Here is a 24,464-nt window from a genome sequence, read left to right on the forward strand (position 1 = left end):
TTCCCTGCCGGTGAAAGCATAATAAAAGTCCTTTCAATAACGAATTAACCGTCAGTACGAGAAAAAATCAAAAATAATCCAGCTTAAAACGCACTGTGGAAAAATACGCTCCCGCCTTCAACGGCTGGTGATTCGGCATCAACGTCATGGAATAATTCAGCACTCTATTTCCCGGTATTATTCCTTCCATCGGTAAGGGTTTCCCTGGAATAATCGGCGTGCCGCTGCTGTCTTTTATCTTCAATGCGACGCCGCGCGCCTCGCCCTGTACGCCAAACAGAGCGCCTTCCGCATAACCATCAAACGTGACCTGAAAGAATTTCCAATCAGGTTTGTTTTCCGGCCGTTCCAAAATGCAGTTGACCAATTCAATACTGAAAGGTTTGGTCATCCCCTGGCCATCACGAATGATTTGCCCGAGAGGAAGAGTGTCCATATCGATCGTCTGATCGCGGCTGCCGGCGGCAATGGCGCAGGCGGTGTCGATAATGGCGCCGTGCATGCTGACTTTGCCCCACCCCTGTACGGCGTTAGTTGCACTGCTATTCGCAAACGCCAACGACGCCAAAAGAACGGCACCCGCTCGATTCCTTGGTAAAAACATCGCGACATTCCTTTGACAGGGAGATTCACCAGGCATGCGGCGAGCCCCATGCCTGGTTGATTAAGCCTTCGGACTCACTTACTGATAAGCCAGGGTGAAATCGGCTACGGCGGTGAAGTCGCCCGGAACGATGGCGGCGGAAGCGCCTTCACCCTGCAGGTAGGCGGCGAAATGCAGGGTGTTATTACCAGGATTTAGCGTTTGTGCAGTAGTTGCCTGACCCAATTTCACCGGTTTACCACCGTATGTAATAACTACGCCTGCACCACTAGCTGTACCAGTAATTCCCAGAAGAGATGTATTTACTGTCGACGATGCACCGGTGAAAGTGGCTTTTACAGTTTTTGAAGTTGGGAAATCGCACTGCTCGAGATCGATTGAGAAATCTACGGCCTTAGATTTTCCAGAGTTTTTTAACGCCACATTGGAAATTGAACCTAGATCAACTTCTTGATTAGCAGTTTTACTTGAGATAGAGCAAGGTGCATCAATGATAGAGCCCTTGAATGTAACTTTCCCTTGTCCCTGATCTGCTGCTTGTGCATAGAAGTTTGCACCAAATGCAACCGCTGCAGCCAAGATAATTTTTTCAATTTTCATAAAATCTACATTCCTTAATAGAAAATTGTGCTTACTAACTAAATGAAAGGTTTTAGCTAACTAAAAATCAGTCACTTAGAATAACTTCAGTTTAGTTTTGAACACAACACCTGGCCGCAATACAGCTAGTTAATTCTAAGGTAAATTTACTTATGCAAAATAACTAAATAGATAAACACACATAGTTAAGCCAGTGTTTTTGCTCTGCCTAGATATCTTGTCAAACCAATCTTAATAAGAAAAGTTTTTTTTACAAAAAAGCAAAAAATCAATATTTATTCCCTAGCCAGAGTTAATTAGCGACATTAATTAGCGATATAGATCGCAAAAAAAAATTTTTCAGCATTTAATGCTTTTTTTAAGTAAAATGCAACCTATCAGATCGCAAAGAGACCTCTGTGTAATATAATCATCCAATATTTTGTTTGGTCGCTACAGCTCACGCTACACAAACGCACCAATCTAGGTAAAAGCGAAAAAGCCTTCATGACTGAAATCTAAGAACAAAGTTTTTCTAGATTTGTAAGGGTTCAAAACCCTTCTTAGCCGTAGATGACTATCGAGATACCAAGGGGAAAAATGGAAGATTTGTCTAGCAAACAGAAAGAAACACGTAAGTTACAGCAAGATCTACTTGCTGCATTACTTGATATGTCACCACAACATTATCAGGCTACTGAGCTTCCGCCACAGCATAATTGGATGACGACAAGGCAATTAGCAAATGCAGTAAACGTCGGGGTATATCGAGCTAGACACCTTTTGCTAAATATGCTTGATAGAGAAGAGGTGATTGTAACAGATGGCCCTATAGGAAAATCACTGAGGTGGTATCCTACCGCTCTACTCGTCGTCAACAAAGACGACACATAAAAAAGATGCATTTGGTGAATAAAATTCGCTAAGTTATCCCTAATGAGTAGTTTGCAACACCTCATTGCAGCACAAGCCGAAAAAAATTTATCTATTGAGACATAATCATGAATAGAATAATACATCTACTACTCCGTTCTTCTTTAGCATTATCTTTCATGATGACTGCCAACGCTAACGCGTTTGACTGCACAACCTCCGATGGTCGCACTATTGGTGCCGGAGGCTCACAAACGCCGGTAGACGTACGCGTAACCATCGGCCCTCAATTATCTTATGGCAAAAATGAAATCGTCAACGTAAGTCAAGTAACCTGCAAAAATACTATCGCGAGCTGGTATGACTATCTCAAAACAGATAGCAATGCACTATCCGTCAGTGGCGCTCTTAGATCTGTTAGCACTGGTATGACAATTAACGGGGCTGACTATTTATCGCCAATACGAGCAGGTATAAACGTATTGACACTGACTAATTTACAAAGTGGATCCATTCCTATTCGGGTTTATATTGTTTTAAACCGCTCACCTACATCAGATATTAAGATAAACAAGGGCGACATAATAGGTCAAGTAAACTTTGTTCAGTCTAATGATCAGTCAGGATGCCCAAATTGCGGCCCTTATCGTTGGCGTCTAATCGCAAATAACGATGCCTATTTTGTTACAACCACCTGCTCCATCAATAACGGCCAGCAGATAAATGTTGACTTCGGTTCGATTCGCCAAGACTTTTTAACCCAGAGCCCAAACAACTCTCAGATTAGCCAGAATAAAAGTATTACTTATCAATGTGATGATCTTAGCTCCACACAGGACATTTTAGTTCAATTAATCAGCGACCCAACTAGCTTCTCGAGCGACTTTATAAAAACGACCAATCCGGATATTGGTGTAGCCATGGTTTATAACGGAAATGTGGTTAAGCCCAATAATACCTTTAGAACTCGTATCGTTAACGGTCTTGGCAGCGATACCGTAACCTTTGTACCAGTAAAGAGGAATGTTCCCTATACCAGCTTAAGTACAGGACCTTTATCAGGCTCTGCAACATTGCTCTTCAGCGCTCCTTGAAAATAGTGGAGAATATATAAAATGATGATACGAAGATGTCATGTTCTACTGCTAGCACTGAGTCTGCATACAACCTTTGCTCAGGCTGCTGACCAGGGAACCAAGATCAGCATAACCGCAACAGTGGTTGCGCCCCCTCCTTGCGTTATCAACGACGGACGCACTATTGATATAGATTTCGGCAATGTTGGCATTAACCGTATCGATGGTAATCGATACATGCAACGTATTGATTATAGCATAAAATGCGATTTTCTAGATAACAGCCGTCAGTTGAAAATGAAAATTATTGGTACCGCAGCGACTTTTGACTCTAGCATATTAGGAAGTAACATTAATGGATTAGGCATCAAACTTTTGGCGAACGGAAGATCTTTCGCAATTAATACGCCTCTAGACATCACCTACTCCAGCCCACCGACACTTGATGTAGTGCCTGTAAAAAAAGGTTCAGTGCATCTGACAGAAGGTAAATTCACAAGCGGCGCAACTATGTTAGTAGATTATTTCTAGTGATTTACATATTGTCGGATTAAGCTCTCTCAGTCACCACTTGAACATAATTAGGATCAAACTCATCTTCGAGACGAAAAAAATACTACGAGATAGTATAATCATTAGGAAAATCTTAAATCGTTAGGCCGCGTAGAAAGTCAAGTTTTCTTGCTATCTTGCGAGCTGCCTCCAGCTCACTGCAGCCAAATTCCTGCATTAGCGCGCGGCGTTCGGCCTTCTCTTCTTTCTCCGTCATCCCCAGCGCCAGGTACAGGCTCGGTGGTACTGCACGGAACAGCGCCACGAGTTTTCTCGACAGAACCACACCTTCGGTATAGCAACCCGACAATTTACTGGCCGACAGTAACACCGCCTTTTGCTCCTCGGTCAGCGCCTTGAAGCGAGCAATGTCGTTGACCTCCTCCGGCGGCATGGTCAGACAGACCCACCACTCCGCCATGTTCAGCATCTTCTCGGCAATATCCGGGAAGTCTTTCAGGTTCTGCGTGGCCAGCCACAGCCAGGCACCGAGCTTACGCCACATCTTGACAATTTTGGTTATGTACGGCGCCAGCAGCGGGTTCACCGTCACAATGTGCGCCTCATCCACCGCGAACACGATATCCTGCTCCGAGTACTGGTCTCGTTCGGCAATGTTGTTGATGGTGTTGGTCAGGCTCACCATCGTCAGCGCCATCTGCGCCTCATAGCCCTCACGAGCCAGATGCCCCAGGTCAATCAGAGTTACATCCGCCTCTGGCCACAGGCTGCCCTCACGGTTAAACAGCTCTGCTTCAAAACTGCCGGCCTGGGTAAACATCCCGAGCGACTCCGCCATTTCGGCCGCTTTGGCCCGGCGCTGGACGTTACGGATATCACTCCCTTCGTCTTTGGATATGGCGTACAGTGCCTTCTGCAGGTCTGCCGGCAACATCTGCCGCCCTTCGTCATAGGTCTGCCGCGCTGCCATCAGCAACGCCTCACGGATCATCGCGCGGTCAGCGCGTTTCAGTTCATGTTCTTCCTTCGCATCGCCGCCGGTGATCATCATGCGCGCCGAGATTTCCATTTCTCCCAGGTAATCGCGCTTATCTTCATCCTCGTCGTCATCGGCATCGATGTCCGGCAGGTCATTTTCATCCAGGGCCAGCGAGGTTAACGCATCGTCGACGAGTTTATGCGCGTAGGAGAACGGCGGCAGCGAGACGCCACTGCCCGGTTTGATACTCACCTTGTTGACGCTGAGCCCCAGGCTTTCGAAATAATCGGCCAGCAGTCCGAACGAGTTCCCCGCTTCGGCAATAAACAGCCGCGGTCGGTGTATTGCCATCAGCTGTGACAGAGTCGCGCACAACGTCGCCGACTTCCCCGCACCGGTCGGACCAAAATACAGCATGTGCGCATTCTGACTCCGGTCGTGCTTGTTGAGCGGATCAAACGTCAGCGTATCCCCGCCGCGGTTGAAGAAGCTCATGCCGGGGTGACCGGTCCCGGTTTCGCGGCCGGTCACCGGCAAAAGCCCCGCCAGGTGTTGCACCCAGGTCAACCGGGTATACCAGTGTTTCTTGTCCGTCTCCGGGTTAAAACACATCGGCAGCGCCCGCAGGTAGGTATTGAGCGGCGCCACATCAAACTCCGGGCGAACCGGCTGCAAGCCGGCACCGAGCAGCACGTTGGTGAGCTCGACGCGCTTGTGATTAAGCGCGGTCAGATCGCCGGCACGCAGCAGGAAGGTGATACCGGCACGGTACAGCTTGTGACGATTACCAAGGTATTCCTTTACCTGAGCCACGTCCTGACGCACGCGCCCGGATTCGGTGTTCTCACCGACGGCATTCTTGGCAAGCCGGTTAAAATCGTTTTCCAACGTGTCCTGGGGCTGCACCACAATGGTCATACATACCATCGTCCCTTCCGGGAACAGATCCATCAGCGCGTTGATTTTCTTCTCGCCGCGTTTCATTTCACCGGTAATGGTGCCCGGCTCCGGCGGACGGCGCAGTTTCTCGACCGGAATGGCGCAATGCGCCTGATTATCGAACCACCATACGCCGTGGTCAGGATCGGATACGGGCGGGGTGAACAGCAGGGTTTCGGCAAAATCATTCTGCACCGGCATCGCGCCTTCCGGGGTGTCACGGCTGTCAAAATAGGCGGCATCGCGGTACAGCGTCTCTTTATCCACCCACTCCGGGCTGGGGTTAAAATGACGCAGCAACCAGTCATGGACCTGCGCCCCGTTCTGGCGCACGCAGGCAACGCCGGCACCAGCCAGGGCCCCGGTCACGCGCTCACAGGTCTGATTGAGCATGGCAATCGGTGGCATCGGATCATGATTGCTCTTGCCAATCCAGCGATAGACCACCATGCGGGTCCGTCGCTGCTGCCCACGCCATGGCTGGTCTGTTATCAGCGTATCTTTGAACAGACCTTCCGGACGGGCAATCCCGCGCAGATGGCGCTCGGTCTCTTTCAACCAGTCTTCAGTAAACGCACTGCCCTGCGCGTGGGGTTTGACATACTGTCGCAGCCTGCCGATATACGCCTCGACATTGTTTTCGTCCTGGCAGAAGAACTGCACGATCCAGGGGTTTTCATCATGTTCGTCAAACGAGTCCTGCAGGGCATCCTCCACCGTGTCACGCATCTGCTCCAGGCGATCGTCCGTCCGCCCTTCGGTCGCCACCGGCGTGATGTCAAACACAGCGCCGACAGATACGCCGTCATCGAGCAGGATACACTGCTCGCGGTCGAGAAACTCCGCCCAGGGCAGGTAATCAACAATGGACGGATTGGCGTGGTACACCTGCTGCTCATCCTTTACCGTCATCTTGCCCTGGCGCCGTAATGGCTCACGGCCGTCGACAGACAGCGGCACACCGTCCTCGGTCACGTTCAGTGCGTCCTGGGCAACAGCTGCCGGCGTTTTTCGCGCCAAGCGCTTTTTATCAAACAGGGAAAACCGCATCAGTAAGCCTCCGTCCGTTCACCCAGCATCGCATACTGCACCTGGCTGTAGAAAGGAAACACGGTGCTGTACCCCGGCACCGGCGCGTTGCCATCCGCCAGGTGCGGATACACATACATCACAAGATCGGGATTCGGCAGGCGCGGGAACTGCTGGCTGATTTCGCTTTCCTGCGTGCGGCTGTAGCTGCGATCGCTCGCGGCTGTTGCCTGGCTTTCGCCCTCAGTGAGCGGCCTGCGCAGGCTGTCGCGCGCTGCTACAGCATTGCGCGCCGTTCCGCCGCCATCCTCACCCTGCCACAATTCCAGCATCGAGCTGTCGCCCGGTGGCAGCATTTCCTCTTTCGACGTTGAACAGCCGGTCAGTGCGATAGCGCCGACCATCACCGCGACGGCCATAACTCGATTAAACAGATTTTTCCGCATGATTATCATTCTCTTATAAGCAAACACAGCAGGAGCAGCACACCCAGCCAAAACGCGCTGCAGGACAGCAAAACCAGCGCCCAACTCTGTGGGCGACTCATCCTTTCGCATTGACGCCACAGCATGCCTTTTCTCCTCTGAATGACGCGTTAATCCAGCCCGCCAGTGCTGCCGTCTTCGCCGGGCAGGCTGAAGTCGTCGTAACGCACCTTGCGCCCTTTGGTCTCAAAGTCGATCGCCAGCTGGCGAGTAATGTGCACGGCCAGCTTCTGGCCCGGCGGAACGTACACGGCGTCGAACATCATGCCGTAGCGCTCACGCACCCAATCGGCAGTCTCTTTCATCCCGCCGGACAGCGCCTTGCCCAGCACGGCCTGGCCGGCATTACCGGTCATGGTCGAAGTGATGCCATTCACATTGTTTTGCGTGGTGTATTGTCCCTGACTGATCCCTTCCCCGGCGGCGCTGGCGGCCGACAAGGCGGCGATCGTCGGCAGATAGGTCGAGGCATTGGACTTACGCTCTCCACCGATGCACGGGATGCCGTTGTCATCGGAGATCCAGCCAATGCCGGCGGTGGTGCTGACATCTTTCGCATTACTGCTGGCATTATTGTTACTGCCGTTGGCATTCATGTTGGTGTTGGGTTTTGGCAGGGTGCGGACCGTCCCGTCCGCAAACACGAAGGTGATGCTGTTGACCTGGCCGCGCACGCACGACAACGTCCAGTCCCCGCTGGCGGTTCCCGAGACAATCGCACCCTCGACGTCCGGCAGCTCGATGCCGTTCGCCGTCAGGTTGTCTTTACCAATCATCAGCTTGAAAGGATAAGGATCGGTCACCGTGCCGTTGATAGGCACCCGGCCCAACAGCGCCGTCATGGCGCGGCTGCCCACCAGGGTGGAATTCTCGGGCAGGGTAAACACCGGCTCGGCGTTCTCCTCCGCCCCTTTTTCATTGGTATGCCCTTTCACCTGCTGCTCATAGGCAGCTTTTTGGCGTGTGATCGCATTGTCGGACAGGAACGACGTCGAGAACTGCGGGCCGTCTTTGGCGCTATTCGGATTACGCGGGTCGGGTTCTTTCATGTCTTTCGGTCCGACCCACATCAAGCCATCCTGACCAGGAGCGGCACCACCGTCCCCGGCGCCCATACCATCCAGTCCCAGCCCCAGCGGGATATCACTGTCGCTTTTTGCCTTGTCCTTGTTCGCACTCAACTGCTCGGTCAGCGTCTGGATTTTTCCCATCAGCGTTTGCTGCTCCTGCTGAAGCTGCTGCTGGCGCTGCTGCGCTTGTTTTTGGAAGCCGGCCACGGCCTCATTGACCTGACCGGACACATTGGTATTGCGCTTACGAAGTTCTTCGTTTTCTTTCAGCACTTTATCAATGTTCTTCTGCAGCTCGGCCTGCTGGGTTCGGGTAGTACCTAGGGTGCCCACCAGGGTACGCAGCGTGTCCTCCGGGGTATCCCCCTCAACACCCAGCGCCCGCAGCTCTTCCGACGACATGCTGGCCAGAACGTTATGCGCCTGCTGAGTCTCCTCCTGTGTTTTACCGCCGCTGCAAGCCTTAAGCCCGACGAGGATCGCGGTGGCCAGCACGCCGAACACAATCACTTTCGGCAACATGTTGGATTTCACATCAGCCATGACCAGCCCCCTTCTTCACCGCTTTTACGGCTTTGCGAACCACTGATGGCTCCGCGACAAACGCCCCGTCCGGGCGACCGGACGTAACCAGATACAGCGTTGTGGTGTCTTCCGGGGTCCCCACCGGGCCGAGATAGCGGTGCTGGAACGTCGCCGTCACAAACTGCCCCTGCAGTACCCGGGGATCGAGCGTGATTTTGCGGCTGGCCGTGTTCTGCACTTTCAGCGCCACCACGTTGCGACTGCCAATACCCCAGCCGCCGAGCGGCGTGATGGTCACCGGCTCTGACGGGTACAGTGTGGTGATACGTTTCGGCAGGTGCGGGTTGACCGGATGAATGCCTGGCACCGCTTCAACCGTGCGCACCGGGCTGTACAGACTTTGTGCTGCGTACCGTGTCAGGACGACAGGCAGCGGCGCGTTGTATTTGACTTTTTTACGCTTCGCCTGGGTGCCGTTATCCGCCCCGGGGGCCGCGTTGTTTCCCCCTGAAGCAGCAGACGTGTCATTACTACTGCTGACCGATGTCACGTCACCGCTGTAGACAATGCGCACCGGTTCGGCCGAGCCTTTGTCCGATGCCGTCACATCAAGGAGAATAACCTCCCCGTTTTCCACGTCCTGCAGCTGCAGACGAGTTGAAGGGAAAGCGGCATCCGCTTTCAGATAAACCGCGCCGCCACTGCTTTGCACCCGCAGCTTACCGTTCAGCGCCGGCGGGAAGCCGACGCGGACATTTTTATCGGCAAACAGCACCCGCTCCTTGCCAACGGCCAGCGGGATTTGCAACGGGATACGCTCCCATTTCATCAGCTCTTCCGCCTGGGTAACCGGCACGCTGAACGTCGCCGCTAGGGGAAGTACACTCAGGGAAAGCGCCAGAACACGTGCTTTCATCATTGGAATACTCCTTTTTTCTCAGGCGCGGGTTCCGCTGGCGCCGCAGCAAGACGCTGTGGCATGCTGTCGTAACAATCCAGCGCCAGACCAAACTCATTACGCTCCGGATCCCCTTCTGCGCGCACCACTTTCAGCGGGTAACGTGTCAGTGCCCGTTTCACCGGTTCGCCGGCAAAGGACTCATCCGCCACCAGGTCAAGACGCACTATCCAGTTATCACGGCCTTTGACCGTCACCGGGAACTGGTTATAGCGGCCGTTGTAGCCGTGCTCAGGGATTTCGAACACCACGCGCGTTCTGCCGGCAAGCTCACCGCTTTCGCTACGCTTTTTGGCGTCCGCTTTCAGAAAGCGCTCACACGACGGCGTCAAGTACGGTGACAGGCCATTGATTTTTCCCGGGTAATCCACCTCACCGTTCTTTGGCCAGGCATTGAGTTGCTGGAATATATAAAAACCGAAGCTGTAAACCGTGGACGGTGGCACCTCCCACCAGGCACGGGTAGAACCACTGCGCAGGTCGGGGGGATTATGGATAGTCAAATTATCTGGCGCCCGCATCCAGCCGATACTGGCCACCAGAAGAAAAACGACCAGCACACCGCAGGCAACACGTAACGTGAGAATGTGCTGATCGCGGTTTTTAACCGCATGTCTGAAACGGCTCATGTGGACCTCTTAACAACGCGGCAGCGACGCAACGACCAGCCCTGTTTGTCGATAATCAGGGTGGGATCCCCCCACCCCATGCGACGTTTACGCGCCTCGAGGCGCTGCCAGATATGATTCTCCGGTTTACCGCGCTTAAGGCGCGTCAGCCGGCTGCCTCCAAACCAGATGACGAGAAGCGGCGTCACCAGCATGCCGGTGGGTATCACGACCCAACCGGCAAGAGGAAGAAACGGCAACGACACGAGCAGACCCAGTCCCACGCCGGCTAACGCCGCCAGTCCCATCTCCGGGGTCGTAAATCCCCGGAAAACGACGGGCTCGGCATTGAGGCGGTCAGATAAAAATCGGATAGTCTGCATGGCGGGTAACCTTAGAACAGGATTTCGGCAGACTTGCCAACCAGCCAAATGACGGTGACCAGCAGCACCACACCAACCAGCACGATAGCGCCAAACTTGGCCCAGGTCGCCTTCTGATCACGGACCTCGGCAAAGGTATGGATCGCAGCATTGGCGACAATCAGGAAGGCCACCGCAGCGGCGACCAGACCGATAATAACGATCCCGTCCTGGAAATAGCCTTTGATGGTATCCATCAGACCACCGCCACCGCCGGAGGACGGGGGCTCAACCGACGGCAGAGCCGCCTGCACCGGCTGGCTGGCGACATACGCCAGGGAAGTGGCTACTGCGACACGCGCGCAGAGTTGACGGAAAAGACGAACTACAGCATTCATAAAACATTCCTTATTGGTGTGTGAAAATATCATCGTGAAATACGGTCCAGCGCCTCTCACAGGTCAGCTGGCAAACATCCAGATTGAAACAACCAGCAACAGCACGGTTTTGATGACGAAGTGAACCAACGCCCCATTTCGTACTTTTTCGTTGCTCCAGCCCTGGTAAACATCAACCAAAGCCCAGGCCGCCCAGACAAACATCACCGCGAGCAACCCGCCGATGCAAATCAGCGACAGGATATTGATTTCAACGCCGCCGCTGGCCGCCTTGAAGGCCTGTTCCTGCGCCGCATTCATGGCCATCAGGGGCGCTCTCGACGATAATTGCCGGCCACCGCGCTACCATCACGCGGTTGTGCGCGCGAGGGTTCCAGGTAACGGTCAATACCGGCATTGATGGTCTTGAGATCGGCGGTAGCGCGGGCATAGTCGAAGAAGAAACGACCGCGCTCCGACGGATCCGCCTGAACGGCGGCAACACGCGCACGTTCAAGCGCTGCCTGCACCTGGATCAGCATGCGCTGGGCAGAAGCCAGCTCATCTTTTTCAGCGGCAAAGGCAGGCAGTGCGGTCAGCAAAGTCAGCCCCAGCACACAGCCGGCGCCAAGACCACGAACAACGGGGATAGGCATACACAAGCACTCCTTGATGATTTAGGGTGCTCTCAGGGTGCGATAGATGGGGCGGGAGGTCAGCGGATAACTCTTTATGGAATTTTGATAATTTTCAGCTCAGTGAGGAAGGCTATATGCAAGGCTGGAAACCTTGATCCCAAAAACAGGTTTTGCAATATTAACCTTATCCTAAAGGAGAGAGTATTCATGAATGTCTACAAGGTTGAGCTGAAATCACAAGCGTACTATCCCATTGATATCACAGATTACGAGAAACGTACCGCTCGTAGACCACCCTGGTATAAAACCAGCGATAATGGAACTCCCCAATATTTTGCCATCTGCCCGGCGTGTAATAATCCTGTGCAAATTATCGGTTTTTACAAAACACTGGCTAATACACCGAAACCCTATGGGAAACACTTTGGTCGCCCCATTCCAGGTGTGGGGATCTATGATCGCGATGCTTATGAATGGTGTCCTTATTCTAAGAAAAATACGGGGGATCAAGCAGAGCGCCCCAAAAGGGAAAAGGGCTATCTTGCAGAGCAAATCCTTAGCTTGCTCATTAATAATTTTGATAAAGTTGCCTATTTCATCAGTAAAGACTCAGGCGTTTCCATCAATGAAAGGATCGCCAGAAATATGTTGCTGAAATTTCGAGATGAAGATGGATGGTTGTACGCGCGAGCCACTTTGATGAATGCGCCATGGGCTTTTTTATACATGACTGATAATCAAGACATCATGTATACAAAGATCCTTGATAAATCCCTTGCAGCAACCTTGTGTGAGCGCTACCCAAAGGACCTGGTAATAAATGAATGGGGGCAGTTGATAAAGCATCCAGACTGCAAAGACTACGTACATGTTGGCATGTATCAAACAAAACACGCACACCAAGTCTTGGATAATGAACTCACAGAAAGCATGGAGTGCGTGTTTACCTTTAAGAAAGGTTCTGAGCGTACCCACGAAATTTGCCGAAAAAAAATCACTTTCGATTACAGGTATTTCGCCAATATCATCAATTTTGCCAAATGGGAGGTTACTGAACGCAACCAAAAACTCCTCACCCTGGCCAAAGACATCCTGGGGCCACGGCTTCGCTAGTTCAATTGACGATACCTTGTCTGCAGAAGCTGCCACCATTCCAGAGGCAGAGCGGGAATGTCACCATCTCGTTCTGCAAAGCGCAAGCACGACAAAACTGCCTCAAGCGTCATAATGAAATGATGTTGCTCATCCCTCAACGTAAAATGTATGTCATGGACATCTTCATTCGGCGAGTACTTTTGCTCGACTTGTGCGGTATTCACGCCTGCAAAAATCCTTTCACTTTTCATCATCGTTAGTTGCTCCTCTTCATGTCAAGAACATCAAGAGTGGGAAAATATATCCGCCAGGTCAGCATGGAATTCTTTCTGGTTTTATAAAGTTTTTTACTCCTTCGTTTCATAAATTCCAGATCAACTGACGCGTCGCTACGCGACTTGCCTGCTGACGGCAGCGCACAAAAGCCAGTTTTGTACGCCGCCGTCCAGCCTGGATTTCAGACCTACAAATATTTCTTAAACAACGCTGTCGTCACTGTCACCGCAATGCCGAGCAGGATAGCGGCCGGCAACAACAGCAGATTTGGGTATACCGCTGTTGGCCAGGACAAGTACAGCATGCAGGGGATATACACAGCCGGTTTCACCATCCGCTTGGCGTGGTGGTACACAAAGCTCGACTCATAGCCGGCACCGTAGCGCCGAATATCACGCCGCCCCAACCCCTCAGTCAACGCAACCAGGACCACCAGGATAAACAGCGGGATGGACAGCACTAAAATGGTCACGCGTACCAGGGTGATCACGGTGACGTACACCGTTGCCATCAGGTACTCTTTAAGCGTGGTAGCCAGCCAACCGCTCCAGCTGTTCAGCTCCCTGGCCACGGCATTCTGGCTGTGTACCTGCGTGTCATACGCCTGCTTAATCCAGTCCAAAAAGCCACTGTCCACGAAGGTCCATTGATACGCCATCATAATCCAACGGGTGACGGTCACTGACGGTTCAGACAACAGCAGGCTGCGTGTAAACTCAGAGGACAGATACCCCAACTCGGTGTTCATCACCGCTTCACTGTGCGACGCGTCAAGCTCCGGCCAGAAGAATGCCATCCCGACATATTCGATCACCAGGCTCACCAAAAGCGAAGCCAGGAACATACCGAGCAGCATCCACGGCCAGCCCCACAGTACATTGTAAAACAGTCCATGCTTACGGGGTTGTGCGAGCTGCTGAGGCTGATTATTCACCGCTTGCGACATTCAGCCCCCCTTGGATGGCAACATCCGGCATTACAGTGCTGGCTGACCACCAGGACTCGCTGGTACGGTAGTTGCGCTGCATCTCCTCGGCAATCTTCTGCAGGTTGGCCGGCATAAGCGCATCATCCCTGTCGCCGCTGGGCAGTGGCATCCGAATTTTCCACAGTTGACCACCTTCCAGCAGCGCGAACGCCTGTCCTTTCGGGAGGTTAATCACATCCGCCGGGGCAAGCAGTGGGGCTTTCACAGTACCGACGCGGTCCTGGGTGTTGGAGGTAAAATCCTGTCCCTTCTCCACATCGGCCGTATCGGCATGCCCTGATACCAGGGTTTTGGTGTAGATATCCACTTCCGGCAACTGTGTGGTAAGCAACTGCGCGGTGCGGTTCTCACGGACACGGAGCATGATCAGGGTATTGAAGTTACCCGTCACCTGAGCCGCCTTGGCGGTACTGCCGATGCGCGCCTCGATATCCGACTCGGTTTGCGTGTAGGCCGTCACCTGCATACCGGCACCGCCGCCTTTGTTGATAAGCGGGATAAATTCGTCCCCCATGAGTTCGTTGAACTCGTCACAGTGCAGGTTGATTGGCAGTTTACCATCTGCCCGGGTCGGCAACCCGCCGTGCATACCGTGTTTATAGATATGACCGGCAACCGACACCAGGTCGGCAAACATGCTGTTGCCGACGGCAGAGGCGACCACCCCGTCCGACAAGGCATCCAGCCCCACGTAGACAATACCGCGCTTGCGGATGACCTGCTCCCAATCAAAAATGGGTCTCGGGTCGCTCATATCCATATAGTTCGGCGCCAGAAGCTCGGCGGTCTTGCCGGTGGTAAGTTTTTCCAGCAGCGGCAACAGGGACGCCACAATTTTATCGAAGTAAGTACGGTCATAACGGACGGCTGACCGCAGGCCATCGAGAATGGGGTCATACAGCTGCTTGCCGGCCTCGGAACTCAGCGCCATTTCCACCGCCATGATTTTTATCGCATTCGGCTGGCCCTGCATATTGCGCGTTACATCGTCCTCCGTCAGCACCTGCAGGCTGTTGTCGATTTGTTGCTGCAGCGCCGGCATACGCGCCTCAATCACTTTCTTCGCGTAGGTCTCATACAGCTCGCTGATGTTGTTCACGTAACGGGTGATCAACTGATAGTCCGGACGTTGCCCCAGCGCGACCAGGGCACGCGCCACAATATTGACGAATCGCCAGGCAAACTCACGAAACGCAGCACTATTGCCCTCTCCGCTCAGTTGCCCAGAAATACGCCCGGCCACTTCGGACACACGCTCAAAGCGCCCGACGGCGTTATAGCGTGCCGAGATATCCGGCCAGCCCAGGTGGAAGATGAACAGCTCATCCCCACGGCCGGCACGGTGGGCTTCAGCCCAAACACGCCGCAGCAGGTCAGCATCCCCTTTCGGATCAAACACAATGGTGATATCACCGCGGCGAATATCTTGGGTGATCAGCAGTTCCGCCAGGCGGGTCTTACCGACACGGGTAGTGCCCAACACCAGACTATGCCCTACGCGTTCACCCAGTGCCATCGAGACATCGAGCTCATCGGGTTCAATACCATGGATCGCCGGGTTCCCCCCGACCGGTGGCAGCGGCCGCACCGGATTGAGTGGAGAATCCTTGCGCAGCAGCTGGGACAACCACGGCAGGGTATATTCGGCTTTAAGCTCCAGTCGGCGCGCCATCTGGTACAACTGCGACGGTTGGACATATTTTTCCACTTCCGGCCGACGGGTATCCATCAGGCGCTGGGTGTGCTTTTGCTGCCAACGGAAACCCCGCCCCAGGAACAGCCGCTGCCTGCTCACCGGGATCTGTCGACTTTCCATGACATAGCGCGGTAACCGACGCAGATTACGGCGATAAAGGACCACCCGCAGGCCCTGCCGTGCTCGTACCGCGGACAGCACCGCAAACCCGCCGGCAGTAACATAACTCACCGACGGCGCCAGGGCGACCGACCAGGGAGCAGCAAAACAAATCGCTGCCGCAGCACCGGCAACGATCGCGGTATTCAATTCTACCGCCGGGCGCAGCAGCGCTTCCATGACATGACGATTACTCATGACGACCTTCCTTATCATTCAGGTTGGTGACCGAATTCACAGTTAAAAAAAGCAACCACTCTGTATTGCCGGCTAGCAACGCAAGCAGCTTTCGGCCACTGACCAGGTGGACGTAGGGATGGTTCTGCAACAACACCCGGCTCAGTTGACCGGTACGGCCGGTATGAATGAAAAAACCATCACAATGGTGATGTCGCAGCAGCGCACCAAAACGCGTGATATGGGACGGTGAGATCGTCCGTCCGTAACGTTTGGCCTGGATGAAATAGGTCTTGCCTTCGATAATGACCTGACCGTCTAGGCCGCCGTCGCCGCTGTAGGAGGTATTGCGAATAACGGCATACCCCTGACGTTCAAATGCCAGGAGCAACAGCTCTTCAAATACATAGGGGTTGATTTTGCGTAGATAGGTCAGACGCTGGCCATCACCGCCCAGCAACGGTAAGCGCGCCAGTACCCGCGTGGCCGTCGCCTGATATCGGCGGTGGCGCCGACGACTGGCTGTCTCCCGGCCACGGCAGTTCAGCCCCACCATAACAGCAACAAACAACACAACCAGCACAACCAGCACAACCGTCAGCACAGGGTTTAGCATTAATGCTGCAGCAATGTGTTGCGCCGATATCATGGTGTGACCTGCTGGGACAAACCGGTATCAGTGATAAGTACCGGGTAATTCGACAGCTGCAGCCGGCGCGCCAACTCACTGCCGGAGGCTGGTGCCATCGGCACACCCGGCGCCAGTTCACGCAGTGCCTGCAGTGCAGGCAGGTTACTGACGTTAACGACGAGACCCGCAGCATGCCGGGATTTGAGTTGTTCCGCGTTCGCCTGCAGCCAGATACGACTGGCATCGTCATCACCCACAATAAACAACGAACCAATCCCGGGCAGTTGCAGCGGGCGCGCCGCTACCACACCCGGCGCCAGCTCCGGTGTCGTCACCGGCAATACGGCCACTTCAACTTCATCAACAGAGGCTGGGGCTTGCGGCATGGCCGACGGTGCTACCGCGTCACCCTGCCGATTAATCCCCTCAAAATAAGGTGATGCGTCATCGCCACCGATATCAGCGATAACATTCAGGTTGGCCAATGCCGTGGTAGTCACCAGACTCAGGCCGAACAGGAGAAAAGTCATTTTTTTCATGATTATGGGTTCCGTGGTTCAATCCAGGTCAGCGCCACCGTTTGTGCCGGTAACACCGTGGCCGTGGGCGTTGTACTGGCCATCCGAATCGGGGCGGTCCCCCTGCCGTTCAGGCGTGCCAGCTTGCCGCTCACGATGGATTTATACCGGGCTGCCGGTGCGCCGCCGGCGGGGTGGTGATAACACCCGGCGGCAACCAGCCAGCTTCCGGGATTGCGGTCATAGCATTCCCGCAGGATGGCCGCTGCCGCGTTGAGATTGGTGTAAGGGTCAAACGCCTCCCAGGTCGACGTGAAGTGATGGCCGTTCCAGCCCAGATTGACCTGGGCAATCCCAACATCGATGCGCTTGCGAGGATGTGTTTTCAAAAAGCGCTGCAGTGCTTCCCAGGCCTGCAGGCGGCTGGCGTAACGATACCCTTTGCCGGCCACGTTAATGGTCCAGGGCCAGGGGCGTTCCACATCCGGGGCCGGACCGGCCCCGCGAGTCACCGAGATGATGCTTTTCGGCGCCATCGATGTCTCGGCCAGCGCCACCGAGTACAGGGACTCCGGTGGCACCCCGTGACGCAGCGCCACCTCCCGGTAGCCGGAAGGAACCTGCTGGGTGGCGGCATGTACGACGCCACCGCTCACAACGGTGAGGAGGGCAAACAGGGGCAACAGTCCCCGGGTCAGAATGCGGCGAGTGTCCATCCGTTTTCCCCTTGTTGCAGCACCACCGGCATCAGGCCGTTGCCGAATTTCATCCAGCGGCCACCGTCATGATTCAGCGTGATTTGACGTGCGCGCACCTTGTCGACAGGAATGTGATGCGCCTTCGCCCAGTTACGCAGCAGACTGTCATTACCCTTGCTGTCAACCAAGTAAATGTCGACCGGCCGGTTATCTGCCAGCACCGCCGCCAGGCGTGCATCGCACTGCCCGCAGTCCTTCGCTTTCACGAACAGCGCCAGTCGCCCGCCGGTGTCATGTACGATACCGGCCGCATTCCCCATGTTCACCGGCAACACACCAAGGCGCTGCCAGGCCGCATCCACCTCACGCTGGAACTTGAGTTCTTTCTCAGTGCGGGCGAACTCCTGCTTTACCCACAGCTGCGCGTACTTTTTACGTTCGGCATCGCTCTGCGCCTCGATGCCAAGAGCAGTTAACGGATCAAGCCCCGGAGACTGCGTCCCGCGAGGGCCAACCATCAACTGCTGATAACGCTGGTACTCTTCGCCACTGAGGCCCCACTGCCTGCCCTGCTGCGCCGTCTTGTTGGCCTGACTCTGCTGAATCTCGCTCAGGGTAGACTGGCTGTTCTCAATGGCCGACTGCTGCGCCGCCTGTGATAACGGGCTCAGCAGCATCAGGGCAATCACGCTGTATTTCAGTTTCATCACGCTCTCCTTATTGGGCGCTGACGGTCTGCAGGCGACCGTTCACACGAAACGTCGCCTGCCCATAGCCGGCACTGACCAGGATCCAGCCGGCGATCGACTCCCCTTCCCCGATTAACCGCACCTGCGACAAATCACTGAACCCCTGCGGCGCCACAGCCGCAAAGGCCGACGTCCCGCGCTGCTCCACCCCGGTCAGCACGAATGGCGCTTTGCGCGCCATACGAGGTACCGCATTACGCGGGGAGGATTTAATTGGCGTGGGCTTGTGCTTTGGGATGATTTTGGCGGTGGCTGACGGTGCAGCGGGTACGTCCGTTGAGGGTGCCACTGCCGGTACAGGCTTTTCAGTCGCTGACTTTTTCACGGACTCAATGCTGTCTTTCAGCGCATTCAACTCAACCTGTTGCGCCTGCAACTGCTGCGCAAGTTTTTCCGATAACCCATTGGTTAGCGTCAGCGCACCAATCTGCCGCGTGAGCGAGTCCTGACGCTCAGCCAGGCTTTTAAGCTGTTTAGCCTGCGCCTGCAGCTCATCGGCCATAGAGTTCATGCCATCCTGCGGCGCCAGTGCTTTCTGTGCCTGCTCAAGCAGGGCAATACGCTGATCGACATGCCTGATAGCCCCTGAACCGACGAGTCCAGCCATCAGGGCAACAACGACGCCAGCCGTTGCCCCCCAGAAGGTCTTGCTGCGTAGCACCCCTTTTTTTGCCGGTGTCATCGGCACCATGTCTTCATTATGCTCAGTCATTTTTTCAGCCACCCGCCGGTTGCCGGTACCGCGTTAACCGGCTGAGGTGCAATGACCGTTGCAGCAGGAGGCGCTGAAACCGGTACTGAAACCGCCCTGACCGGAACCACCGTCACCGGCGGCAGCTGTGTCGCCGGCAACTGATACCCGTCACGCAGGCTGTGGCAGACAACACGTTGCACGTCGTCTACCTCGAGCTGCCACGCGGTGCCTGCCAGTACCTGCAGCGCGGTACGCAAACGCATCGGTCCCAGTTGGTACTGCACCGCCGGCAGCGCCTGGCGGTACAGCACGCCGTTTGCCGATCCGGTCGCGCACAGTGAATAGCCCGACTGGCGCAGCGCATAACGCAACGCGTCAGCCACCGTCGGTTTTACTGATGCCGGAATACGGATATCGATGATTTGCGAGAGCGGATCACGCTGAACGGCCGCCGGGTCGGTGCTGACCAGTAAATAACGGTCGTAGCGCACGACCTCAGGCACCTGCCCGTAAGCATCCGGGCTGACCGGTTGAACGTTGCGGGTGACGGTAAACGAAGGCGTGACAGGGGAAATATCGCGCTGCTGCAGTGGCTGCTGAGTAACGCACCCGGTCAGCATGAGTGCAACCAGGGAAGAGAAGAGAATTGTTTTTTTCATCCGGAAGATTTCCTGTTCAGTGACAATTGGCAGGTGTCACTGTGCGGTTACCGTCCGGGAGGCTCAATTAACAACTCTTTATTGCTATTCAAAAAAAAACGCCAACCCGAAGGTCAGCGTTTAGTGTCAGATGACGAGGAACAACATCAGGATAATGAAGGGGTACGAGTAATGCCTTTCGCTCCCATCAACAACCCTTCCGTACTTAAGTCCTCATCCAGATCTGGCCAGTGTATACCCATTCCAGCCCCGCAGAGTTCCCAGTTTTCCCGTTGCGCCTGCGTACCGGCCGCAAGCCGTGGATACCAAGCTAACGGTGCCGAAATAGTTCGGCCATCCATCAAATCAACCGACAAAAGGTCATCATCGATGCGGACATTCATTACACGCAGATCATTTTCATTGCGTAAAGTAAGCATCCCAGGCCTCCTGTAAAAGTGTCCGATGTTCAGTCACCAAACGCTGCAGTATACGCAGTTCATGTGATGCAAATCCCACACTACGCGCAATACTGACATCATGTAACCATATTTTAGCGGTTGCATTGCCCTTATCAATATGGACATGCGCCGGTTCGTTAGGTTCATGACTGTAAAAGTAAAAGCGAAAACCACCTACTCTAAGTATTGTCGGCATAATGTCTCCCGACGATCACAAAGCGTAAATGGCTGATTTTGCGATACCATAACCAAACCCAAGGAACGGTATGTCATCGTCAAAATCCATCGGCGCGGCATTTCCACCCGATTGAGCTGGCTGGGGTTGCTGAGCCGGCGTACCGCTATGCGAAGGTTGCGGTTGCTGAGGTTTCCCCCAACTGCCCTGGCCTGATTGTCCGGCGTTGGCAAGTTGCAAACGCCCACCCAACATCTGCAGAGTGCCGCCAATGTTGACGACGATTTCAGTGGTGTATTTTTCAACACCGGCCTGATCGGTCCATTTGCGTGTCTGCAGGGAGCCTTCAATGTAAACTTGTGAGCCCTTACGCAAATATTCACCGGCAATTTCAGCAAGCTTGCCGAACAACACAACACGGTGCCATTCGGTTTTTTTTTTCTGCTCACCGGTTGCCTTATCGCGCCAGCTTTCAGAGGTCGCCAGGGTAATGTTAGCCACCGCACCGCCATTTGGCATGTAACGGACTTCAGGATCCTGGCCGAGATGACCGACAAGTATGACTTTGTTTACGCCGCGAGACGCCATAATCGAATCCTCATAGGGAATAGAATTAGAAAGGGAAAAACGCCCCGAAAAATCGAGGCGTAGAGGGCGTTATCAGAAAGAGTTTTCCGCGTATTGTTGCTGTGCGGAACCCTGCTGAGGCGGCGTAGAGTCGGATTTCTCAGCCTGATATACCTTTTCCTGACCGATTTTGATCCAATCGACCTTGATAAGGCGGGCTTTAAGACTGACGCGCTGTTCACCGGCATGTTCGCCGCTGTTGAGCGTGAAGATGTCCGTTTTGGGATTGCTGAGCACAAAACCAATCAGGACTTTTTTGTCTTCATCAACTGACTTTTGACAGCGGTTGATCAGGCTGCTGGCTTCTTTACCGGCGACCGTCACATCGAAACGCGTGTAACTGGCGTTATCGGTAGGACCGGAAAGTCCATTGATGACACAGCTGATAAAGGTGCCATTCGGGCCATTAACTTGACGAATGTTGCTGAGGTACCCCATCCCTTTGATAGTCAGGTTGAAGTATTCAGTTTTGGTAGATGCTTGCTGAGATTGGGTAGACATGATGTTTTCTCCAGGAGTAAAGATTCGGTGACGGAGAAATACACCTTCCCCGACGGGAAAAGTATTTCCCGTCGGGAGCCAGGTATGGGTATACGCCATATCCTGACAGTCTGATCAGATTGAATAAGCCTTAATCGTTACGCAAAGTCGCGCTCACTATCAACGATATCTACTCTCAAAGGCGGGCAGATGTACCACGCAGCTAAGCTACGTACTCCCTCTCAGGCTAAGGAAGCGTTCTTTTGTTACCACCCGAAGGCGATCCTCTCAGGTAACGGGATCATTAGTGGCTGTCAATTAACAGCAGGGTCACCCGAAGGCGCTCATCACAGACCCACTGAGCATTGGTGGTTGTCCGAAGACAACAAGTAAGCCTGTTCATTTTTAGTTCAGGTGCTGCTGCTGTCAACCAGGAATATCAATTTTGTGAATTGAGAAAACAAAAACGGCACAGTCAAAGACTGCGCCGCGGAGTTTGCACCATAACTGGTAGTAGATCTCATCTGACTTCGAGGAGGAGTAGTAGACTCCTGGCGCGCTTTTCACGAAGTCGCATGCGCTTAATCAATCAACCTGAGTGTGGAGGCCATTGATACGGGCTGAAGCAGAATTGTCCATGCATTAAACTTTCCTGCCATCCGCAGCCTCGGGGTGCTCTGCATCAAAGCTCGCCCACATTAGCAAAACTTTCAGCGATAAACATCAGACAATCTCTTACTCCGCTCCGGTTGTTTTATTTTTAGCCTGTGATTTTGCTTTATAGCGCTTAGCCTTACGACTACCTTTTGCATCAATGTTGATGATGCCCTGGCAAGTGGGATAATTACTGCAGCCCCAGAAGGCACCGCCACCTTTCTTGCCTGCACGCCGGCGCATCGTCCCACCGCATGTCGGGCACGGCGGTGAAGGAGGCGCAGTGAACTTCACCGCCTGCGTCTTCCCTTTCTCCACCAGATGGCCCGTCCACTGTGCCTGGCGACTCATGAACGTCTCGAGTGTCATCTGGCCTTGGGCAATCTCGTCCAGCGCCTGCTCCCACAGCGCCGTCATCCCGGGGTTGGTCAGCGCGGTCGGTAACGCATCTATCAGTTCGCCGGCAATCGGCGTGGAAAGCAGGATTTTTCCCTTCTTCTCCAGGTAGCCGCGTTTAAACAGCGTTTCTAGGATACCGGCACGTGTCGCTTCAGTACCCAGCCCCGCGTTCTCTTTCAGCACCTTCTTCAGTTGCGGGTCACTGACGAACGCCGCAGCATTTTTCATGGCGGCGATCAGTGTCCCGTCAGTAAAATGCCCCGGGGGCTTCGTCTGCAGCGTTTTAAGCTCCGCACCGGCAACCGCGACGGATTCACCTTTTACCAGGACAGGCAGTCGGACATCATCCGTGTCAGCCGACTCCTCTTTCGCCTCGCTCGCGTCATGCTGGAACAACACTTTCCATCCAGCTACCGCCTCGACCTTGCCGCGGGTGCGGAACAGTTGCCCGCTGATATTGAAGGTCGCTTCCGTGACATCCACTTCGTGTAACGGCAGGAACTGTGCCAGGTAATGCTGACGGATCAGCTGATAGACCTTCAGCTCATCGGCAGACAGCTTGCTCAAATCGAACGGCTGCTTGGTCGGGATAATCCCATGGTGCGCCGTGATTTTTTTGTCGTTCCAGATGCGGGAAACAAAGGCCCTGTCGAGCCTGGCCACACTTTCGCTCTGCGTTGGATCCGTGCGGGTAACCGCACTCAGCACATCGGCAACCTCTTCCCGCATCGATGTCGGCAGATAGCCGCAATCTGTCCGGGGATATGTGGTCGCTTTGTGCGTTTCATACAGCGACTGCGCGATACTCAGCACCTGGTTTGCGCTCATCCCCCACTTGCGTGAGCAAGCCTGCTGCAGCGTCCCCAGGTCAAAGGCCAAAGGCGCGGACTCTTTCTTGCGCTCGGTCCCTACCTCAAGCACAACGGCATGACCTGTTTGCTGACACAGCTGCACCACGGCCTGCGCCACATTCTGCTGAATACAGCGTTTCTCTTCATCACAGTAGTTGGCAGCCGGCACCCAGTTCGCAGGAAAAGTAATGCCATCCTTTTGCAGGTTCGCCCTGACTTGCCAGTACGGCTTGGAAATAAAATTGGCGATTTCGCGGTCACGGTTCACGACCAGCGCCAGCGTGGGGGTCTGTACCCGCCCGATCGACAACACCTCGCCGTATCCCTGTTCCCGCGCCTTTAGAGTATAAAGTCGGGTCAGGTTCATCCCCGTCATCCAGTCAGCCCGGGCGCGTGCCAGGCCGGCCTCATACAGGGGTGCAGTCTTCTCGTCAGGGAGTTTGTTTGCCAGAGCATGCCGGATACTGGCCTCGTCCAGCGCTGACAACCAGAGCCGCTGGACTGGGCCGGTAAAGTGGCAGTGCTCCAGTAATTCCCGTGCGATCACTTCCCCCTCACGATCCGCATCGGTCGCAATCACTACAGAATCAACCTGCTTGAGCAACCCACGGATGACCGCAAACTGATCGGCAGTGTCTTTTTTTACCGTCATTTTCCACTGAGCAGGAACGATAGGCAGTACAGACTCCCGCCAGGGGTTACCGAACTGTTCACCGTAGGTCTCCGGCTGAGCCTGCTCCAGCAGGTGCCCTATTGCCCAAGTGACGATGACGCCGCTACCCGCCAGATAGCCCTGCTTACGCTGGGTCGCTCCGAGAATGGCACCGATATCTTTACCCTGGCTGGGTTTCTCACACAGGTAGAGCTGCATCAGATAACCTCC

29 protein-coding genes are annotated in these 24,464 nt (G+C 54.3%); 4 read left to right on the forward strand and 25 right to left on the reverse strand.

What is annotated here, in order from left to right; translation table 11 throughout:
* Nucleotides 1-67: 67 nt before the first annotated feature.
* Nucleotides 68-604, reverse strand: coding sequence for a fimbrial protein (locus tag IMX17_RS18310; RefSeq protein WP_182265397.1), 537 nt, complete (start codon nucleotides 602-604; stop codon nucleotides 68-70).
* Nucleotides 605-682: 78 nt separating this feature from the next.
* Nucleotides 683-1,204 (reverse strand): fimbrial protein, encoded by a 522-nt coding sequence (locus IMX17_RS18315; RefSeq protein WP_182265398.1) that lies wholly within the window; start codon nucleotides 1,202-1,204, stop codon nucleotides 683-685.
* Nucleotides 1,205-1,783: 579 nt separating this feature from the next.
* Here IMX17_RS18315 and IMX17_RS18320 point away from each other — a divergent pair.
* The 3 genes from IMX17_RS18320 (at nucleotide 1,784) to IMX17_RS18330 (ending at nucleotide 3,663) form a co-directional block, all read left to right on the forward strand.
* A complete protein-coding gene (locus IMX17_RS18320; RefSeq protein WP_182265399.1) occupies nucleotides 1,784-2,077 on the forward strand; it encodes a hypothetical protein in 294 nt (97 codons plus the stop codon).
* Nucleotides 2,078-2,235: 158 nt separating this feature from the next.
* A complete protein-coding gene (locus tag IMX17_RS18325; RefSeq protein ID WP_227414631.1) occupies nucleotides 2,236-3,150 on the forward strand; it encodes a fimbrial protein in 915 nt (304 codons plus the stop codon).
* Nucleotides 3,151-3,171: 21 nt separating this feature from the next.
* Nucleotides 3,172-3,663, forward strand: a complete 492-nt coding sequence (locus tag IMX17_RS18330) for a fimbrial protein (RefSeq protein ID WP_227414632.1) — start codon at nucleotides 3,172-3,174, stop codon at nucleotides 3,661-3,663.
* 115 nt (nucleotides 3,664-3,778) lie between these two features.
* On the opposite strand, the gene IMX17_RS18335 is transcribed toward IMX17_RS18330, so the two are convergent.
* From IMX17_RS18335 to IMX17_RS18375, 9 genes are all read right to left on the reverse strand, one after another.
* Nucleotides 3,779-6,613, reverse strand: coding sequence for a conjugative transfer ATPase (locus IMX17_RS18335; RefSeq protein WP_182265400.1), 2,835 nt, complete (start codon nucleotides 6,611-6,613; stop codon nucleotides 3,779-3,781).
* Nucleotides 6,613-7,038, reverse strand: a complete 426-nt coding sequence (locus IMX17_RS18340; RefSeq protein ID WP_182265401.1) for a TIGR03751 family conjugal transfer lipoprotein — start codon at nucleotides 7,036-7,038, stop codon at nucleotides 6,613-6,615. Before IMX17_RS18340 ends, IMX17_RS18335 begins: the two co-directional genes overlap by 1 nt.
* Nucleotides 7,039-7,187: 149 nt before the next feature.
* A complete protein-coding gene (locus IMX17_RS18345) occupies nucleotides 7,188-8,690 on the reverse strand; it encodes a TIGR03752 family integrating conjugative element protein (RefSeq protein ID WP_182265402.1) in 1,503 nt (500 codons plus the stop codon).
* Nucleotides 8,683-9,591 (reverse strand): TIGR03749 family integrating conjugative element protein, encoded by a 909-nt coding sequence (locus tag IMX17_RS18350; RefSeq protein WP_182265403.1) that lies wholly within the window; start codon nucleotides 9,589-9,591, stop codon nucleotides 8,683-8,685. The genes IMX17_RS18345 and IMX17_RS18350 overlap by 8 nt, the downstream gene beginning before the upstream one ends.
* Nucleotides 9,588-10,259 carry a PFL_4703 family integrating conjugative element protein gene (locus IMX17_RS18355; RefSeq protein ID WP_182265404.1) on the reverse strand — a complete coding sequence of 224 codons (672 nt, stop codon included), beginning with the start codon at nucleotides 10,257-10,259 and terminating at the stop codon, nucleotides 9,588-9,590. Before IMX17_RS18355 ends, IMX17_RS18350 begins: the two co-directional genes overlap by 4 nt.
* Nucleotides 10,256-10,621, reverse strand: a complete 366-nt coding sequence (locus IMX17_RS18360) for a TIGR03750 family conjugal transfer protein (RefSeq protein ID WP_182265405.1) — start codon at nucleotides 10,619-10,621, stop codon at nucleotides 10,256-10,258. The genes IMX17_RS18355 and IMX17_RS18360 overlap by 4 nt, the downstream gene beginning before the upstream one ends.
* Nucleotides 10,622-10,632: 11 nt before the next feature.
* On the reverse strand, nucleotides 10,633-10,998 hold the full coding sequence (locus tag IMX17_RS18365; RefSeq protein WP_182265406.1) for a TIGR03745 family integrating conjugative element membrane protein: 366 nt from the start codon (nucleotides 10,996-10,998) through the stop codon (nucleotides 10,633-10,635).
* Nucleotides 10,999-11,061: 63 nt separating this feature from the next.
* Complete coding sequence (locus IMX17_RS18370) at nucleotides 11,062-11,304, reverse strand: TIGR03758 family integrating conjugative element protein (protein WP_182265407.1); 243 nt, start codon at nucleotides 11,302-11,304, stop codon at nucleotides 11,062-11,064.
* Complete coding sequence (locus IMX17_RS18375) at nucleotides 11,304-11,633, reverse strand: RAQPRD family integrative conjugative element protein (RefSeq protein ID WP_060558308.1); 330 nt, start codon at nucleotides 11,631-11,633, stop codon at nucleotides 11,304-11,306. The genes IMX17_RS18370 and IMX17_RS18375 overlap by 1 nt, the downstream gene beginning before the upstream one ends.
* Before the next feature lie 189 nt (nucleotides 11,634-11,822).
* Between IMX17_RS18375 and IMX17_RS18380 the strand changes: the two genes are divergently transcribed.
* Nucleotides 11,823-12,728 (forward strand): hypothetical protein, encoded by a 906-nt coding sequence (locus IMX17_RS18380; RefSeq protein WP_193550068.1) that lies wholly within the window; start codon nucleotides 11,823-11,825, stop codon nucleotides 12,726-12,728.
* Here the strand turns inward: IMX17_RS18380 and IMX17_RS18385 are convergent.
* The 14 genes from IMX17_RS18385 to IMX17_RS18450 all read right to left on the reverse strand — a co-directional run bounded on the left by IMX17_RS18385 (nucleotide 12,725) and on the right by IMX17_RS18450 (nucleotide 24,452).
* Nucleotides 12,725-12,964, reverse strand: a complete 240-nt coding sequence (locus IMX17_RS18385; protein WP_182265409.1) for a hypothetical protein — start codon at nucleotides 12,962-12,964, stop codon at nucleotides 12,725-12,727. The genes IMX17_RS18380 and IMX17_RS18385 overlap by 4 nt on opposite strands.
* Before the next feature lie 209 nt (nucleotides 12,965-13,173).
* Nucleotides 13,174-13,932, reverse strand: coding sequence for a TIGR03747 family integrating conjugative element membrane protein (locus IMX17_RS18390; protein WP_182265410.1), 759 nt, complete (start codon nucleotides 13,930-13,932; stop codon nucleotides 13,174-13,176).
* Complete coding sequence (traD, locus tag IMX17_RS18395) at nucleotides 13,913-16,027, reverse strand: type IV conjugative transfer system coupling protein TraD (protein ID WP_182265411.1); 2,115 nt, start codon at nucleotides 16,025-16,027, stop codon at nucleotides 13,913-13,915. The genes IMX17_RS18390 and traD overlap by 20 nt, the downstream gene beginning before the upstream one ends.
* Complete coding sequence (locus tag IMX17_RS18400) at nucleotides 16,020-16,655, reverse strand: restriction endonuclease (RefSeq protein WP_193550069.1); 636 nt, start codon at nucleotides 16,653-16,655, stop codon at nucleotides 16,020-16,022. Before IMX17_RS18400 ends, traD begins: the two co-directional genes overlap by 8 nt.
* Nucleotides 16,652-17,176 (reverse strand): integrating conjugative element protein, encoded by a 525-nt coding sequence (locus IMX17_RS18405; protein ID WP_182265413.1) that lies wholly within the window; start codon nucleotides 17,174-17,176, stop codon nucleotides 16,652-16,654. Before IMX17_RS18405 ends, IMX17_RS18400 begins: the two co-directional genes overlap by 4 nt.
* A 2-nt stretch (nucleotides 17,177-17,178) precedes the next feature.
* Complete coding sequence (locus tag IMX17_RS18410; protein WP_193550070.1) at nucleotides 17,179-17,871, reverse strand: transglycosylase SLT domain-containing protein; 693 nt, start codon at nucleotides 17,869-17,871, stop codon at nucleotides 17,179-17,181.
* Nucleotides 17,850-18,560 (reverse strand): TIGR03759 family integrating conjugative element protein, encoded by a 711-nt coding sequence (locus IMX17_RS18415; RefSeq protein WP_182265488.1) that lies wholly within the window; start codon nucleotides 18,558-18,560, stop codon nucleotides 17,850-17,852. The genes IMX17_RS18410 and IMX17_RS18415 overlap by 22 nt, the downstream gene beginning before the upstream one ends.
* Before the next feature lie 10 nt (nucleotides 18,561-18,570).
* Nucleotides 18,571-19,314: a hypothetical protein gene (locus tag IMX17_RS18420; protein ID WP_182265415.1), complete on the reverse strand. Its 744-nt coding sequence runs from the start codon at nucleotides 19,312-19,314 to the stop codon at nucleotides 18,571-18,573.
* Nucleotides 19,311-19,955 carry a PilL N-terminal domain-containing protein gene (locus tag IMX17_RS18425; protein WP_193550071.1) on the reverse strand — a complete coding sequence of 215 codons (645 nt, stop codon included), beginning with the start codon at nucleotides 19,953-19,955 and terminating at the stop codon, nucleotides 19,311-19,313. Before IMX17_RS18425 ends, IMX17_RS18420 begins: the two co-directional genes overlap by 4 nt.
* Before the next feature lie 146 nt (nucleotides 19,956-20,101).
* Nucleotides 20,102-20,374 carry a DUF2442 domain-containing protein gene (locus IMX17_RS18430; protein ID WP_182265417.1) on the reverse strand — a complete coding sequence of 91 codons (273 nt, stop codon included), beginning with the start codon at nucleotides 20,372-20,374 and terminating at the stop codon, nucleotides 20,102-20,104.
* Entirely contained in the window at nucleotides 20,355-20,591 is a 237-nt protein-coding gene (locus tag IMX17_RS18435; RefSeq protein WP_012146806.1) for a DUF4160 domain-containing protein, read from the reverse strand. The genes IMX17_RS18430 and IMX17_RS18435 overlap by 20 nt, the downstream gene beginning before the upstream one ends.
* 15 nt (nucleotides 20,592-20,606) lie before the next feature.
* The gene (locus IMX17_RS18440) at nucleotides 20,607-21,158 is read right to left on the reverse strand and encodes a single-stranded DNA-binding protein (RefSeq protein ID WP_182265418.1); all 552 of its coding nucleotides are present in this window, start codon (nucleotides 21,156-21,158) and stop codon (nucleotides 20,607-20,609) included.
* Nucleotides 21,159-21,230: 72 nt separating this feature from the next.
* Entirely contained in the window at nucleotides 21,231-21,698 is a 468-nt protein-coding gene (locus IMX17_RS18445; RefSeq protein ID WP_043143807.1) for an STY4534 family ICE replication protein, read from the reverse strand.
* Between the two features lie 714 nt (nucleotides 21,699-22,412).
* Nucleotides 22,413-24,452 (reverse strand): DNA topoisomerase III, encoded by a 2,040-nt coding sequence (locus IMX17_RS18450; protein WP_182265419.1) that lies wholly within the window; start codon nucleotides 24,450-24,452, stop codon nucleotides 22,413-22,415.
* Nucleotides 24,453-24,464: the final 12 nt, after the last annotated feature.

Origin of the sequence: Serratia sp. X3 (assembly GCF_014982455.1) — a bacterium.
GTDB classification, from domain to species: Bacteria; Pseudomonadota; Gammaproteobacteria; order Enterobacterales; family Enterobacteriaceae; genus Serratia; species Serratia ureilytica.

What these genes read in the sequence shown, in the direction of transcription:
- IMX17_RS18310 (WP_182265397.1), bottom strand. Translation starts at nt 604, where the DNA reads ATGTTTTTACCAAGGAATCGAGCGGGTGCCGTTCTTTTGGCGTCGTTG.
- IMX17_RS18315 (WP_182265398.1), bottom strand. Translation starts at nt 1,204, where the DNA reads ATGAAAATTGAAAAAATTATCTTGGCTGCAGCGGTTGCATTTGGTGCA.
- IMX17_RS18320 (WP_182265399.1), top strand. Translation starts at nt 1,784, where the DNA reads ATGGAAGATTTGTCTAGCAAACAGAAAGAAACACGTAAGTTACAGCAA.
- IMX17_RS18325 (WP_227414631.1), top strand. Translation starts at nt 2,236, where the DNA reads ATGATGACTGCCAACGCTAACGCGTTTGACTGCACAACCTCCGATGGT.
- IMX17_RS18330 (WP_227414632.1), top strand. Translation starts at nt 3,172, where the DNA reads ATGATGATACGAAGATGTCATGTTCTACTGCTAGCACTGAGTCTGCAT.
- IMX17_RS18335 (WP_182265400.1), bottom strand. Translation starts at nt 6,613, where the DNA reads ATGCGGTTTTCCCTGTTTGATAAAAAGCGCTTGGCGCGAAAAACGCCG.
- IMX17_RS18340 (WP_182265401.1), bottom strand. Translation starts at nt 7,038, where the DNA reads ATGCGGAAAAATCTGTTTAATCGAGTTATGGCCGTCGCGGTGATGGTC.
- IMX17_RS18345 (WP_182265402.1), bottom strand. Translation starts at nt 8,690, where the DNA reads ATGGCTGATGTGAAATCCAACATGTTGCCGAAAGTGATTGTGTTCGGC.
- IMX17_RS18350 (WP_182265403.1), bottom strand. Translation starts at nt 9,591, where the DNA reads ATGATGAAAGCACGTGTTCTGGCGCTTTCCCTGAGTGTACTTCCCCTA.
- IMX17_RS18355 (WP_182265404.1), bottom strand. Translation starts at nt 10,259, where the DNA reads ATGAGCCGTTTCAGACATGCGGTTAAAAACCGCGATCAGCACATTCTC.
- IMX17_RS18360 (WP_182265405.1), bottom strand. Translation starts at nt 10,621, where the DNA reads ATGCAGACTATCCGATTTTTATCTGACCGCCTCAATGCCGAGCCCGTC.
- IMX17_RS18365 (WP_182265406.1), bottom strand. Translation starts at nt 10,998, where the DNA reads ATGAATGCTGTAGTTCGTCTTTTCCGTCAACTCTGCGCGCGTGTCGCA.
- IMX17_RS18370 (WP_182265407.1), bottom strand. Translation starts at nt 11,304, where the DNA reads ATGGCCATGAATGCGGCGCAGGAACAGGCCTTCAAGGCGGCCAGCGGC.
- IMX17_RS18375 (WP_060558308.1), bottom strand. Translation starts at nt 11,633, where the DNA reads ATGCCTATCCCCGTTGTTCGTGGTCTTGGCGCCGGCTGTGTGCTGGGG.
- IMX17_RS18380 (WP_193550068.1), top strand. Translation starts at nt 11,823, where the DNA reads ATGAATGTCTACAAGGTTGAGCTGAAATCACAAGCGTACTATCCCATT.
- IMX17_RS18385 (WP_182265409.1), bottom strand. Translation starts at nt 12,964, where the DNA reads ATGATGAAAAGTGAAAGGATTTTTGCAGGCGTGAATACCGCACAAGTC.
- IMX17_RS18390 (WP_182265410.1), bottom strand. Translation starts at nt 13,932, where the DNA reads ATGTCGCAAGCGGTGAATAATCAGCCTCAGCAGCTCGCACAACCCCGT.
- traD (WP_182265411.1), bottom strand. Translation starts at nt 16,027, where the DNA reads ATGAGTAATCGTCATGTCATGGAAGCGCTGCTGCGCCCGGCGGTAGAA.
- IMX17_RS18400 (WP_193550069.1), bottom strand. Translation starts at nt 16,655, where the DNA reads ATGATATCGGCGCAACACATTGCTGCAGCATTAATGCTAAACCCTGTG.
- IMX17_RS18405 (WP_182265413.1), bottom strand. Translation starts at nt 17,176, where the DNA reads ATGAAAAAAATGACTTTTCTCCTGTTCGGCCTGAGTCTGGTGACTACC.
- IMX17_RS18410 (WP_193550070.1), bottom strand. Translation starts at nt 17,871, where the DNA reads ATGGACACTCGCCGCATTCTGACCCGGGGACTGTTGCCCCTGTTTGCC.
- IMX17_RS18415 (WP_182265488.1), bottom strand. Translation starts at nt 18,560, where the DNA reads ATGAAACTGAAATACAGCGTGATTGCCCTGATGCTGCTGAGCCCGTTA.
- IMX17_RS18420 (WP_182265415.1), bottom strand. Translation starts at nt 19,314, where the DNA reads ATGACTGAGCATAATGAAGACATGGTGCCGATGACACCGGCAAAAAAA.
- IMX17_RS18425 (WP_193550071.1), bottom strand. Translation starts at nt 19,955, where the DNA reads ATGAAAAAAACAATTCTCTTCTCTTCCCTGGTTGCACTCATGCTGACC.
- IMX17_RS18430 (WP_182265417.1), bottom strand. Translation starts at nt 20,374, where the DNA reads ATGCTTACTTTACGCAATGAAAATGATCTGCGTGTAATGAATGTCCGC.
- IMX17_RS18435 (WP_012146806.1), bottom strand. Translation starts at nt 20,591, where the DNA reads ATGCCGACAATACTTAGAGTAGGTGGTTTTCGCTTTTACTTTTACAGT.
- IMX17_RS18440 (WP_182265418.1), bottom strand. Translation starts at nt 21,158, where the DNA reads ATGGCGTCTCGCGGCGTAAACAAAGTCATACTTGTCGGTCATCTCGGC.
- IMX17_RS18445 (WP_043143807.1), bottom strand. Translation starts at nt 21,698, where the DNA reads ATGTCTACCCAATCTCAGCAAGCATCTACCAAAACTGAATACTTCAAC.
- IMX17_RS18450 (WP_182265419.1), bottom strand. Translation starts at nt 24,452, where the DNA reads ATGCAGCTCTACCTGTGTGAGAAACCCAGCCAGGGTAAAGATATCGGT.